Source organism: Microcoleus sp. PH2017_24_DOB_U_A (assembly GCF_020738205.1).
Lineage (GTDB): Bacteria > Cyanobacteriota > Cyanobacteriia > Cyanobacteriales > Microcoleaceae > Microcoleus.
In genome coordinates, this window is sequence record NZ_JAEQCT010000070.1 from 43,705 (window position 1) to 57,335 (window position 13,631).

The following is a 13,631-nucleotide window of genomic DNA, read 5'->3' on the forward strand; positions in this document are numbered from 1 at the left end:
CGCTGTAAAAAATGTAACCATCAGTTTGTTTTTGGGCCGACTTATATCAGAAGATTGACAATAACTGACCCGATGTTTGCCAAGGCGATCGCTGATATTTCTGTGAACGATACGCTGTTTTTCACTCCTAAGCAGTTATTTTACCTGTTTGAAAAACGAGCGAAACCAACAGAATATTATGGGATATACACAATCCCATCATACCTAATTATTAATATATTTTTAGGTTTCTTTTTGAGCATTTGGATATTAATTCTATTTCCCGAATGGAGTATAGCTTTTTTTGTCCTAATGTTTGCGAGCAATGTTTTATTAATTAAAGCAATTTTTAATGCTAGCCGTTCTACTAAGTATTCGTACCAAAAACGCCAGAAATTAGCGAAAACTTTGCAAGTTTGGGGTGTAATAATTTTGGTAGCGGGAATCGGTTGGAATCTGTTATCAAGTTCCTTTTCATTCTTTTTAGCTAGCTCTATTCTCGGAATGGCATCCATCTATCTGGGAAATTTCAAAATTGATAAAAAACCTACAGATAGTCAAGAATTTACGATTGACTTAAATCTGCTTCAATACTGGATTAATAAGTGGACAGAAATCAACTCCTCGATCGCAAAAATGCTGCCACCTTCCCGCGATACAAATCAAAATGCCACCGTCAGTCCCGATGTCAGCGCTTACAGTTTTGACAGATTGGTGGTGTGCGATAGCCCAGAAATTGCCCAATTCTTAATCGCCAACAATTTTCACTTTGAAAACAACTGTGCAGTCCTCAGTATTACCGGATATCCTCAAAGTATCTTCGATACAACGATGGAAATGCTGCGCCGCAATCCCGACTTAAAAGTGTACGCTTTGCACGATTGCACTCCCAAAGGAATTGGTTTAGTTAACCACCTACGCACGAGTCCTAATTGGTTCGCAGATCACAGTGCGATAATTATTGATATTGGATTGTTACCGAAGCAAATTCTGGCGGGTGGCGGCAGTATGTTTGTTCTAAGTTCCGAGCAAAATGCACGAGATGCTAAACAATTATCATCAGCAATTCGCCAAGATTTATCGGCTGAAGAATTGGAGTGGTTGGAATTAGGTAATTATGTAGAATTGGAATCGTTTAGTCCTCAAAAAATGATTCAAATTCTGAATCGAGGAATTGCTGGAAGTCGAGATATAGGCAGCGATGACAGCACTTTGATTCTGCTAGGTGGCACGGAGAGTTCTATCTATGTTGTTGACAGTTTTGGTTGAGGTTTGTGGGGTTACGAGGAAAGGACACGGCAGTGCCCATTGGTGTCAACTTAACGTCAAACCGGCCGTCTCTCTTGTTGGTATCAAAGTTTCGATCCCCCCTAACCCCCCTTAATAAGGGGGGGACAAGAAATATCCTCAAAGTCCCCCTTATTAAGGGGGATTTAGGGGGATCTAGACTGGGGTAAAAGCGAGAATTCTCAGGGGTTTCAGGCTTAAGTTGACACTAATGGGCACTGCCTAAGTCCCTACAAATATAATGTGCAATCGCTCGGACATGATCTTACTTATTACTTTGCAGCCAAAGCTCTAAACTTGTCAATAGCCACAGCTTAACGCCATAACGCCCCCAAGTATCTCCTTCATAATCTAACCATTGAGCAATTAAAGATTGATTACAATAAGGAGCAATAGCAGCTCTTCTTGACAATAGCAAACCCCTAGCCTCCCGCTGCCAAAACCTCTTAAACCCTTGCTGTACGGGAACTAGCATCCCGCTTTTGGGCCTGTCTAAAATTTGAGCCGGCAGCAAATTTGCCACCGCTTGTTTGAGCACAGCTTTCTCCACAACCCCGGATAATTTGTACTCAGGCGGAATCGTCATACTCAAATCCACGATTCGCCGATCGAACAAAGGCGATCGCCCGTGCAAGCCCGCAGCTTGAGTCAAGTTGTTCACTTTGGTCAAAATCTGGTCAGCCCCCTTAAACTTGATATTTAATGCCATTAATCGATTCAGATAATTGCCGCTTGCATTCAAATCCGCACTAAATACCGAAGGTTCTGCTTGCATCGCTGCCCAAATTTCCGGTTTTAACAGTTGAGGTAAATCCGCAGCGCACTTTTGAAATGAAAGCAAATATGCTGGCAGTGAATCCAAGTTCGTGACAGAATTGTACAAGCTGTTCATTAACATTGGTTGATTTTTGGGGCCACCAAAACAAGGATCGCCACCTTCGCCGTTCAGAATTACTTCGACTGATTCCCGCGCCATTCTTCCTAATAGCAAGTTTGGCACTGTCAGCGGATCGCCGATCGGATCGTCTAAGTAACCCATAGTTTCTGGCAACTTTTCCCACATATCCCGAAAGCTAATTTCTAAAATGTGGTGTTCAGTTTGACAGTGTTGGGCGACTAAACTGGAAAACTCTAATTCGTTGGCGCATTCTTCGCCAAAATGAATTGAGTAAGTGTGAATTGGTCGATCGCAAAATTGAGCAGCTAAAGCCGCGATGCAGCTAGAGTCTAACCCGCCGGAAAGAAAGACGCCTACAGGTTGATTTGCTGGCAAATATTCCCGGACAATTTCATCTAAAAGAGTTCGCAATCTCGCGCCGTGCCATTCTAAAGATTGTTCCGCCTCGACAACTTGTTCTCGCAGTTCCCAGTATGCCGAAATTGTCTCGTCAGGAATGCTTAAAATGCTTCCTGGGCGCAGTTCTCGGACTTGCTGCCACAGGGTACGATCGCCCGGAACGAACGAACAACAGAGGTAATCTCGCAGGGCTGTGAGGTCGATCGCCCTTGAGTGGTATTGTGCGATCGCCCGCAGTTGAGGCGCAATCCAGCGAGTCGCGCCAACAGTAGTGTAGTAGAGAGTGCGCGCGCCCGTGCGATCGCGCGCCAGCCGCAAAACCTGCGATTGACGATCCCAAACCGCAAACGCAAACATACCCGCCAGCAGCGGCAAGCATTCAGGGCCCCAGCGTTCCCACAGTTGAGCCACTAATTGGCGATCGCACCCCTGCCAACTACTCGCAGAAATGCCCAATTTTTCCAGCAATTGCGATCGATTGCTGAGCCAAATATCGCCTACAATCACAAATTTTTCAGAGGGACTGAGAATTAGCTGAACACTTGGGTTAGAGCAAATAATCGCAATTTGACCTTCTCGCCACGCTGCATCATCTGCGATCGCGTCTATTTTCCCCCAAGCTATCCGCCAACTTGAGGCAAATTCAACCAGAGGACTTGGAGGAACTGAAATTTTTTGTTTTTGGCTACTCTTGTAATTCAGTAATGATTTTATATTGTTCATTCTGGCAAGCTTAATATTATTTAGAATAATATTAACTTTAACAGAAACGTACACCCTGCGATCGCTTTATTTCTTAGTCCGCGGAGGCGGACATCGTTTGTGTAGACGCGGTTTCAACCGCCGAGTAACCGTAAGGTGCGCCGAAGCGCACCCTACGTAGCCGAAACAGATTTATCGCCCGCCAGCTAAAACCGATCGCAATTTGCGATCGCGCTGGGATTTATCCCTAAGTTCAGGAGTTGCCATCCGCAACACCAAATCCAGCAACCAAGGCGCAATTCTGTGACACCAAACTGCTAAATGACTTTGATATCCTACCAAGATTTCCGGCGCATCTTTGTGCAATCCCGCGACAAGTGCTAGGGCAACTTTTTCGGGAGTTGTGGGCACTACCCAGCGGAATTGTTCTAAGTCTCGCACCATGTCGGTATCTGTGAGAGATGGTAGCAAAGCTGTGACTCGGACATTGTAGGCGGCTAACTCGCTGCGTAATGCTTGGGTAAAGCCCAAAATGGCAAATTTAGTAGCAGAATAAGTTGCCATTGTAGGAGCGGCAATTTTGCCCATCAAGCTCGAAACATTGACGATTGTTCCGTCTTTTTGGGCAGCCATTCGCCTCGCTATTAACCGGGTGATTGTGTAGGTTCCGAGCAAATTTAAGGCGATTTCTTCCTCAATTAACGGTAGCGGCGATCGCAAAAAGGATGCTTGGTGCGCGACGCCTGCACAGTTGACTAGCAGGTGAATCGGGCCGTTATCTCGCCAAGCTTGGGCGATCGCAATATTCACCGCCACTGACTGAGTTAAATCTAAAGCTAACGGCACTACTTCTGTACCAAAAACATCGATTTCCTCTGCCAATTCGATCAACTGGTGGCGGTTGCGCGCTACAATCAGCAAGCGTTTGACTCCTTGTCTGGCTAATTCCAGGGCGATCGATCGCCCAATTCCACGTGAAGCCCCTGTAACTAGAGCTGTTTTTCCTTGAAGCTGCATAGATAAAACCCTCTGATTTTGATACTCACCGCGCGCGAAGTTATAAGTTGCGAGTTATGAATTTTGTGGAGTTAACTCAAAACTTTTGAATCGCCAACGGGCGCGTGAGTTGAACTAAACTTTTGGTTTGCCAGAAATTGGTTGTAAATCTGGCTACTCAACCTCATTCAAGCAGACAAACCTGAGATGGGAAAACCAGGTGGAAAATCATACCGACTTTGGCTTAATTTCCCTCTTTCTTTAGTCTGCGAAGGCAGACTTTGTTTGTGTAGTCGCGAATGACCTTCGCCGGGATTTTTGAGCAATACAGAGCATAAATTCCATACCTTAAAATTGGGTCTGAAGCTTCCCCATTTAGGGGAAAATCAAACAAAATGATTCATTGCTCCAATCCTCTTCTATCGACGGCTATAGGTAGCTGTCAACTGTCAACTGTCAACTGTCAACTGATGAAACCTCCTAGATATGAGAATCTCCTATCTACACACACGTTAACAACTCCACCTCAAAGCTGCAACAATTTTTAATAAATCTTCCGCAACACTTCTTTACAATCTTCTCAGACGGTCGATTTCCAAGTACCGTGAAAGCCCAAAGGTATGACACCAGGCAATTCTAGCTGACAAACAGGCGGGCGCGAAAGTCCGTCGCACTCATATATCCACACTTCGCTGCTATCAGAATTGCCGTCGTAAATAACTGTCAAAATCCAACCTTTCTCCGATGAAATATCTGGAACGTAGATGGGTTCTGCGGGATAGCGATTTTCGCCGCAGTCGGCAATTGTGAGATTGCGGGTTTGCGTGTCCAAACGGGCGATCGCGCCGTAACGTTCCGCTACAATATCAACATCAGGCCGATACATTGCCAGATAAATATACCGCGAGTCTTGTCCTACTTCTGAAGCAGGTACAACCGGAAACTCACAAGGTTTATCCAACAATTCTTCTATTCCTGTCACTTTCCCTGTCAAAGGATTGAGATGCACTCGGCAAAGAATACCCTCCGCATCGGTGTGAGTTTCACCAGTCGCTACTTCTTTCAGTCGCTGATTAGTTGTAAAATCAGCAAAGCGCACAAAATCTACCGCCACCGAACCATCTTCCTTGACAAAACCGTTAGCAAAATGCCACTGAAACCAAGCATCGGTTTCGCCGCGACTAACTAAAGACAGAGTTTCCGATTCAAAAACTAATATCTGCGTTCCTAATTCCGGTTTCCACTTAAAGGACTCGCTATAACTGCTAATTCCCGCTAACAATGGCAACAAATTGACTTGCACCGGCGGAATAAAAAATATCAAATACTTTCCCGCAAACACAAAATCGTGGATCGGGGAAATTCCATCTAAAGAAACAGTTGATTTTTGTACGACTTTGCCAGTAAAATCGCTTTTATACACATTCAATTTTGGACTCAGACCCGGTGTAATTCCAAAATTAAAAATATTCCCAGTAATCGGATCGCACTTGCAGTGAGCGGAATAACTAAATTCCTTATCTAAATTGCCTAAATCGTCCGTTCCCAGAGTTTCTAGGGTTTGTAAATCAAGGCTATGAGGCGGGCCACCTTCCCACAATGCCAAAAGGCGATCGGGCAAAGCTAAAACAGAAGTATTCGCAGCATTTTTAACTGTTTTAGTCCACCGCAACCACACAGGGCCCGGCGCTGTCATACCGTAATTACTGTAGAGAAATCGATCGGCTTTTTCTTCAGCTAGATATCCCGCTGTTTGCACGTAGCGATAAACAGCAGCAGCACCGACATCAGTAAAATGTACTGCCAAAATTGCACCGTCGCCATCAAACCAGTGTCCCGCAGCAACACCGCCGCGTTCCAAACGTGCCGGCCCGTTGCGGTAGAGAGTGCCGCGCAATCCGTCGGGAATTTTACCAGTTTTAACCGATAGCTGAGTCAGCGGAAACTCCGCAGCAGGACGGGCTAAAGATTTGGCCCAGGATTTTTTAGCTGAGATTTTACTGTCTGTTTTCATTCGCAACTGGCAATTTTTAGCTGAGCTGGCAGAAATTTTGCTATACAATTATAGCACAAATTACCTAACAGTTATGACTTTCGCCCGCCGCTACCTGCTCAGAACTTTTGGGCTGACTGCTATTGGTACTCAGCTTTTACCCATCGCCCAAAACAACCTATTGTCGAAAAGTGCGATCGAGCCGCGCCGCCTCAAAGTCGGCGATACAGTAGCCTTAATCAATCCTGCCGCTTTCAACTACGAAAAAGAAGTGCAGCAATTTTTCAAAGTGCTGGATAACCTAGGCTTAAAAGTTAAGCTAGGAGAGCATTTTTACGACCGCTACGGCTACTTAGCAGGCAAAGATGCCGATCGCGCCGCGGATGTCAACGCAGCCTTTGCCGACGACTCAGTGCAAGCTATTTTTACCGGGATGGGCGGCTGGGGCTGCGGTCGCATCTTGCCACTCCTGGATTACAATATAATCCGCAACAATCCCAAAATTATTATGGGATTCAGCGATATTACTGCGCTATTATTGGCAATTCATGCTAAAACTAATATAGTTACTTTCCACGGCCCTTTAGGTGTCTCCAGTTGGAGTCCCTTTACAGTAGATTACGTCAAAAAAGTTTTGTTTGACGGAGGTTCTGTGACCATGCAAAACTCCAAAACTATGCCTGTAGAGACCATCCGGCGCGGCACAGCTAGGGGAAAACTCATCGGCGGCAATTTATCAGTAATCTCAACACTAATCGGTTCAGCTTATTTGCCGGATTGGGAAAACAGTATTTTGTTTGTCGAGGAAGTTAGCGAAGAGGTTTATCGTATCGATCGAATGTTGACGCAGCTCCAATTAGCAGGCATTCTTGATAAAATATCCGGTTTTGTTTTCGGACAGTGCACCAAGTGCGAGGCCGAAAAACCGCAAGAGTCCCTCACCTTGTCTCAAGTCTTGACGGATCGCATTCGCCCCTTGAATATTCCCGCCTGGTACGGTTCGATGGTGGGACACATTCGGGATAAGTTCACTTTGCCGATCGGCAAAGAAGTCGAAATCGACGCAACTGCTGGTACAATCAAATTATTATCATCCGCCGTCAGCTAAATCTTGAACTATTCTCAATATTCCTAAGGTACGTAGTTGCGCTTCAGCGCTCTTAGCTTATATTATAAAGAGCGCTGAAGCGCAACTACGTAACTAATTACGTTTAACATTAAGTCGTCACCAATGGGCAGATCGCGAGCAACCATTCAAATACACAATCATAAATACCGTGAATAAAATCCCACAATTCATTAAATTATTAACAGCAATCATCCTGACAATAGTTTGCGTATTTCCGCTCAATCTCGGCGCATCAGCAGCCAATAAAATCGCCAACCAAGATACAATCTATCAGCAGCGAACAATCCACAATCCCGACGGCACCGGCAAATTTTACATGGGTCGAGAAATTGCCCAAGTCATGGGATATCAAGGCGCTAGTTGGCTGGAAAGACCATCTCGTGGCATGGAAGAAAAATCTGCTCGATTAGTCAACAATCTAGATTTAAAACCAACCGACATTGTAGCAGACATTGGAGCCGGAACCGGATATTTTAGCTTTCGTATCGCCCCCCTAGTTCCCGAAGGAAAAGTTTTCGCCGTTGACGTACAGCCGGAAATGCTCAACTTTATTGAATTAAATAAACAAGAAAAAAATATCGCTAACGTTGAGCCAGTTTTGGGAAGTATCGACAATCCCAATTTGCCGGAAAACAGCGTCGATTTAGTTGTGATGGTGGATGCCTATCATGAGTTTGCCTATCCCAGAGAAATGATGCAAGGAATTGTCAAAGCACTGAAACCAGGAGGCCGCACAGTATCGATCGAGTATCGGGGCGAAAATCCGCTGCTTCCCATTAAAGGTTTGCACAAAATGACCCAGAAACAGGTGAAAAAAGAAATGGCCGCCGTCGGTTTAGTATGGAAAGAGACAAAAGATATGTTACCCCAGCAGCATTTAATGGTGTTTGAAAAACAATCTCAAATTTAGTAGCAAAGAAAACAAATTTGTTACCATTTTTTCTGATTTTTGTCAAGGGACATAAGCCGTATTCATGCGAAGGAGCGATCGCCCAAAAATACTAAGCATTAAGTAAGCCTTAAGATAGGCATTGTGTTCAAAATGTCAATCTACAATTAAAAATTGACAACCCAGAGGCGCTTCCCTAATTATTCCAGCGAAGAAGTGTCGCTACTAAAAGGTACTAGCTTGAACATTCCAAGTTCCATCCTCACCATGCTCGTCGGCATCGGAGTGACTCTGATCAGTCTCTGGTACGGCCAGAATCATGGATTAATGCCGATCGCCGCCTCGGCTCAAGCATCGCAGATAGACGGACTATTCAACACAATGATGACACTTTCCATAGGATTATTTATCCTAGTCCACGGAGTGATAGTCGTTGCTGTAATTAAATATCGCCGTCGTGAAGGAGACAATACAGACGGGCCAGCTTGGCATGATAACTTTCCCTTAGAAATTCTATGGACAGCCCTACCAGCGGTGATTATTTTAGGTATCGGAGTCTACAGTTTTGAGATTTACAACTCAATGGGTGGCCTCGATCCGATGGGTAATCACGATCACGGTACAATGCAATCGCACTCTAAAATGCGCGGAAGTGCGATCGCAGGCACGCTGTCAGATACACCACAAAAAGCACCTCAAATTCAGCCAGAAAAACAAATTGCCCTAGGCGTAGGTGCTGCCCCAGAAAACGAAGAAAAACCAGCAGACTTAGTAGTAAATGTCATGGGTTTGCAGTACGCCTGGATTTTTAGCTATCCAGAAAGTGGCGTTAGTTCCGGTGAACTGCATATGCCACTCAACGGCGACGTACAGCTAAATCTTGCAGCTCAAGACGTGCTGCACGCATTTTGGATGCCCGAATTTCGGCTCAAACAAGATGCAATTCCTGGGCGAGGAAGCGAACTAAGATTTATACCAAACAAAGTCGGCGAATACCGAATTGTTTGTGCTGAATTGTGCGGCGCATATCACGGAGCAATGAAAGCTGTAGCATTCGTTCACACACCCGAAGACTTCGACCTTTGGGTGAAAGAACAGCAAGTTGCTAGCGCTCAAAACTTAGAGCAAGCAGTTGCCATCAATCCCGAAAAAATGTCAGACGGGGAATTCTTAGCTCCCTACGTCAGGGAAATAAAAATTAATCCCGAAAGTCTAGAACAACTTCATCCAACTCATCACAAAAAATAGTCATTAGTTCCTGGCAATGGATATTTAATCCAGAGCAAATAACTAATGACTAATAACTAATGACTAATAACTATGACACAAGCACAGTTCCAAGAAACTGCCAACATAGATGCTCGCGGAACAGCACCCGCCGATAGACATTGGCGAGATTATTTCACATTTAATACCGACCACAAAGTCATCGGTATTCAATACCTAGTTACAACTTTTGGATTCTATCTAATCGGCGGCGTGATGGCTACCTTAGTGCGAACCGAACTCGCCACACCCGACTCCGATTTTGTCGCCCCGGAACTCTATAACAGTTTATTTACTGTTCACGCCACGGTGATGATTTTCCTATGGATTGTCCCCGCAGGCGCCGGATTTGCTAACTTTTTGATTCCCCTGATGATTGGGGCAAAAGATATGGCATTTCCCCGGCTCAATGCCCTGGCTTTTTGGATGATTCCCGTAGCCGGCGTATTGCTGTTGAGCAGTTTTTTGGTGGGAGCTCCCCAGGCTGGTTGGACTTCCTATCCGCCTTTGAGCTTAGTTACTGCTCAAATGGGGGAAGAAATTTGGATTCTCAGCGTTTTGTTCCTGGGAACTTCTTCGATTTTGGGGGCGGTAAATTTTGCCGTTACCATATTCACGATGCGGGTTCCGAGCATGAGTCTCAATGAAATGCCTTTGTTTTGCTGGGCAATGATTGCGACTTCAGCGCTGACTTTAGTTGCTACTCCAGTGCTAGCAGCAGCCTTGATTTTGCTATCCTTTGACTTGTTAGCGGGAACGGCATTTTTTAACCCGACTGGTAACGGCGATCCGGTCGTCTACCAGCATTTATTCTGGTTTTATTCGCACCCGGCTGTTTACATTATGATCATGCCCTTTTTTGGGGTGATTTCAGAAGTGTTGCCAGTGCACTCGCGCAAGCCAATTTTTGGTTATTTGGCGATCGCCTATTCCAGTCTCGCCATCAGCTTTTTGGGCTTAATCGTGTGGGCGCACCATATGTTTACCAGCGGTACTCCCGGCTGGCTGCGGATGTTTTTCATGATCACCACCATGATCATCGCCGTACCCACTGGGATCAAAATATTTAGCTGGTTGGCAACTATTTGGGGCGGCAAACTCCGCCTAGTGAGTGCGATGTTATTTGGGATGGGTTTTATCTCAACATTCCTCCTCGGTGGCATCACCGGGATCATGGTAGCTTCCGTACCTTTCGACATTCACGTTCACGATACTTATTTTATCGTCGCTCACTTACACTACGTGCTGTTTGGCGGCTCAGTGTTTGGAATTTACGCGGCTTTTTACCACTGGTTCCCCAAAATGACGGGGCGGATGCTTAACGAATTTTGGGGTAGAGTTCACTTTGTTTTAACCTATGTGGGCTTTACTGTAACTTTCTTGCCGATGCACGCTTTGGGGATGCAAGGAATGCCCCGGCGGGTGGCAATGTACGACCCAAAATTTACGACAATTAATGTCATTTGTACTGTGGGCGCTTATATGCTGGCAGTCTCGACAATCCCGTTTATTGTTAACGTGATTTGGAGTTGGAGGTACGGCCCGAAAGCAGGTGACAATCCTTGGCAAGCTTTAAGTTTGGAATGGATGACGACTTCGCCACCGCCGATCGAAAATTTTGAAGGAATACCGGTATTGGCAACCGGGCCTTACGATTACGGCATGGAAAAAATTCAGAACACTGGCGAACGTCTCAGGCTGAAGTTGAGGGAAAATGCGACACGCAACGCCCAGAAACGGGGTATTCCGATTGCGGAGGCTCAAGTTTCCACTTTCTTTGGCGGGACTGCTACTTTGGTCGAGCCTGAATCAGAGATAAACGTTGATTCTCCTGGTGATGAAAGTCAAGATAGCAATTAGTCATCAGTGATTAGCGCGAGCGTCCCCGCTCGCGAACGTCATCAGTCATCAGTCAACAAACACGTCAAACCTAGTACCGCTCTGCTGTCTGACGATTAAGCTCTCGATCCCCCCTAGCCCCCCTTAGGTCGGGGGGGACAAGAAGCAATCAAAGCTCCCCTTGAGAAGGCAGGAATTGGACATACTCAAAACCCCCCTTGAGAATGCAGGAATTGGACATACTCAAAGCCCCCCTTGAGAATGCAGGAACCGGACACACTCAAAGTCCCCCTTCTTAAGGGGGATTTAGGGGGATCGAGCCTCCGCTATAAACGAGAGATACAAAGATTTTCAGACAATTGTTGGCACGAATGTTCTCTTCCTTCTTCCTTCTTCTTCCTTCTTCCTTCTTCCTTCTTCCTTCTTCCTTCTTCCTTCTTCCTTCTTCTTCCTTCTTCCTTCTTCCTTCTTCCTTCTTCCTTCTTCCTTCTTCCTTCTTCCTTCTTCCTTCTTCCTTCAACATCCATTACCAACTAGCAATTTATTATGCAACAAATTCCAGCGATCGATCCAGAAAAAACGGCTCTAAATTACCACCACAGCGCCGAAATAGAAGCGCACGGCGAAGAGCATCCCGACCACAGAATGCTAGGCGTACTTGTGTTCTTGGGATCTGAAGGCATGATATTTATGGGTATGTTTGCCGCGTATTTGATTTATCGGGCGATGGCCCCGATGTGGCCGCCTGAAGGTACACCCGATCGCGAGTTATTGCTGCCGGGAATTAACACGGTGATTCTGATTGCTAGTAGTTTTGTGATTCACAATGCGGATGCTGCGATCAAAAAGAATGATGCGACGGGTATGCGAAATTGGTTGCTCGTGACTATCGCTATGGGCGTCGTTTTCTTGTGCGGTCAAGTTTACGAATATACTCATTTAGAGTTTGGGTTGACGACTAATTTGTATGCCAGTTGCTTTTACGTTTTGACTGCTTTTCACGGTTTGCACGTGACGTTTGGAGTGGTGCTGATGGCTGGGGTCGTTTGGCGATCGCGCGTACAAGATCACTATTCCAGCGAACACCACTTCGGCATCGAAGCGACTGAGATTTATTGGCACTTTGTCGATGTGATCTGGATTGTTTTGTTTGTGCTGCTGTACATAATTTGAGCGTAGGCTTTTGTACTTAGCGGGCAGGCAAGATGCCTGTCCCACCTGATAAAATTAAGATGACCCCCGGTTGGGGGTTTTTTATTGTTTGGGAAGTGCGATCGACCTTTACTGACTTTCTCAAAGCCGATCGCCCTAAATGACGCTAAATTAAAAGAAGCAATTCTCCCATCCACCAGCATTGAGGAAATTATGCAGTGCGAATTGTGCGATCGACCAATGGCAGCATTAACCGCCCACCACCTCATCCCCAAACAAAACACCAAGCGGAAAAACGAAGATCCCAGCCAGACGATCGACATTTGTTCAGCTTGTCACCGCCAGATACACTCTCTATTCGACAACAAACACCTCGCCCAAGAGCTCAACACCCTAGAAAAGCTCAAAAATGACCCTCAACTCCAGAAATTTGTCTCTTGGGTGAAGAAGCAAAAAACCGACAAACGCATTCAAGTACACAGCAAAAAAGCTTAAACATCGGCGGGCGGGTTCGGGGGTACCGCCCCTACAGAATGGCGGTGAAACTTACGATAAAGCATCGCCTCTATCGGCTTTCCACCCCGCAAATGTCGATCGGTAATTGCCGCAACTTCTTCAGCAGAAACACCGCTATACCAAACCTCTTCTGGTAGCACCAACACCATCGGCCCGTTACCGCACTGTCCCAAACAACTACTAGCGACAACTTCGACTTCTGCACCGGACAATTGCTGAAAAGTTGTCAGTACCTTGGCTGCATTTTGCTTGCGACAAGTGCGGTTTTGGCAAACAAGAACTCGCCTAGAAGATTCGATGATTTTCATGTTTTTTTGATTGACACTCTGCTTTTTGTATGCTATATTTGTATAATGGAAATAGGTGTGGTCATATATACAAAAGTGGTCAGAGAGTCAATAGAGATTTTGGAAGAGTTCCCGTGCTAACCCAAAAATCATGATAAACCTTTTGATGCTAACCATTGGCGATCGCGCTACATAAATCTATGAATCGGCTAACCGCAGATACTTTTGAAACAAACACTGATAGACGCAGATAATTTCCCGATAATTGGTGAGTTTGACAATCTTATCTGCCCTACAAG

The 13,631-nt window shown here is 45.6% G+C and carries 12 protein-coding genes; 7 read left to right on the forward strand and 5 right to left on the reverse strand.

The window, feature by feature from the left end; all coding sequences use genetic code 11:
• The first annotated feature begins 54 nt into the window (after nt 1-54).
• The gene (locus JGK07_RS20090; RefSeq protein WP_293241466.1) at nt 55-1,248 is read left to right on the forward strand and encodes a hypothetical protein; all 1,194 of its coding nucleotides are present in this window, start codon (nt 55-57) and stop codon (nt 1,246-1,248) included.
• Nucleotides 1,249-1,531: 283 nt separating this feature from the next.
• On the opposite strand, the gene JGK07_RS20095 is transcribed toward JGK07_RS20090, so the two are convergent.
• The 3 genes from JGK07_RS20095 to JGK07_RS20105 form a co-directional block, all read right to left on the reverse strand.
• A complete protein-coding gene (locus JGK07_RS20095; protein WP_293205558.1) occupies nt 1,532-3,286 on the reverse strand; it encodes an asparagine synthase-related protein in 1,755 nt (584 codons plus the stop codon).
• 171 nt (nt 3,287-3,457) lie between these two features.
• Nucleotides 3,458-4,282, reverse strand: coding sequence for an SDR family NAD(P)-dependent oxidoreductase (locus tag JGK07_RS20100; RefSeq protein WP_293193195.1), 825 nt, complete (start codon nt 4,280-4,282; stop codon nt 3,458-3,460).
• Between the two features lie 559 nt (nt 4,283-4,841).
• The gene (locus JGK07_RS20105) at nt 4,842-6,275 is read right to left on the reverse strand and encodes a carotenoid oxygenase family protein (RefSeq protein ID WP_293241468.1); all 1,434 of its coding nucleotides are present in this window, start codon (nt 6,273-6,275) and stop codon (nt 4,842-4,844) included.
• A gap of 37 nt (nt 6,276-6,312) precedes the next feature.
• On the opposite strand from JGK07_RS20105, the gene JGK07_RS20110 reads away from it, so the two are divergent.
• The 4 genes from JGK07_RS20110 (at nt 6,313) to ctaD (ending at nt 11,398) form a co-directional block, all read left to right on the forward strand.
• Complete coding sequence (locus JGK07_RS20110) at nt 6,313-7,362, forward strand: LD-carboxypeptidase (protein WP_366039527.1); 1,050 nt, start codon at nt 6,313-6,315, stop codon at nt 7,360-7,362.
• Between the two features lie 169 nt (nt 7,363-7,531).
• Nucleotides 7,532-8,293, forward strand: a complete 762-nt coding sequence (locus JGK07_RS20115; RefSeq protein WP_293220064.1) for a class I SAM-dependent methyltransferase — start codon at nt 7,532-7,534, stop codon at nt 8,291-8,293.
• Between the two features lie 219 nt (nt 8,294-8,512).
• Complete coding sequence (locus JGK07_RS20120) at nt 8,513-9,520, forward strand: cytochrome c oxidase subunit II (protein WP_293176942.1); 1,008 nt, start codon at nt 8,513-8,515, stop codon at nt 9,518-9,520.
• Nucleotides 9,521-9,592: 72 nt separating this feature from the next.
• Nucleotides 9,593-11,398: a cytochrome c oxidase subunit I gene (ctaD, locus tag JGK07_RS20125; protein ID WP_293176938.1), complete on the forward strand. Its 1,806-nt coding sequence runs from the start codon at nt 9,593-9,595 to the stop codon at nt 11,396-11,398.
• A gap of 305 nt (nt 11,399-11,703) precedes the next feature.
• On the opposite strand, the gene JGK07_RS20130 is transcribed toward ctaD, so the two are convergent.
• Nucleotides 11,704-11,904 carry a hypothetical protein gene (locus JGK07_RS20130; protein WP_293196527.1) on the reverse strand — a complete coding sequence of 67 codons (201 nt, stop codon included), beginning with the start codon at nt 11,902-11,904 and terminating at the stop codon, nt 11,704-11,706.
• 19 nt (nt 11,905-11,923) lie between these two features.
• Between JGK07_RS20130 and JGK07_RS20135 the strand changes: the two genes are divergently transcribed.
• Nucleotides 11,924-12,550 carry a heme-copper oxidase subunit III gene (locus JGK07_RS20135; protein ID WP_293176940.1) on the forward strand — a complete coding sequence of 209 codons (627 nt, stop codon included), beginning with the start codon at nt 11,924-11,926 and terminating at the stop codon, nt 12,548-12,550.
• Between the two features lie 84 nt (nt 12,551-12,634).
• Nucleotides 12,635-13,024, forward strand: a complete 390-nt coding sequence (locus JGK07_RS20140) for an HNH endonuclease (protein ID WP_366516864.1) — start codon at nt 12,635-12,637, stop codon at nt 13,022-13,024.
• Here JGK07_RS20140 and JGK07_RS20145 read toward each other — a convergent pair.
• The gene (locus JGK07_RS20145; protein ID WP_293176941.1) at nt 13,021-13,353 is read right to left on the reverse strand and encodes a (2Fe-2S) ferredoxin domain-containing protein; all 333 of its coding nucleotides are present in this window, start codon (nt 13,351-13,353) and stop codon (nt 13,021-13,023) included. The two genes, JGK07_RS20140 and JGK07_RS20145, sit on opposite strands and share 4 nt — an antisense overlap.
• Nucleotides 13,354-13,631 lie beyond the last annotated feature (278 nt).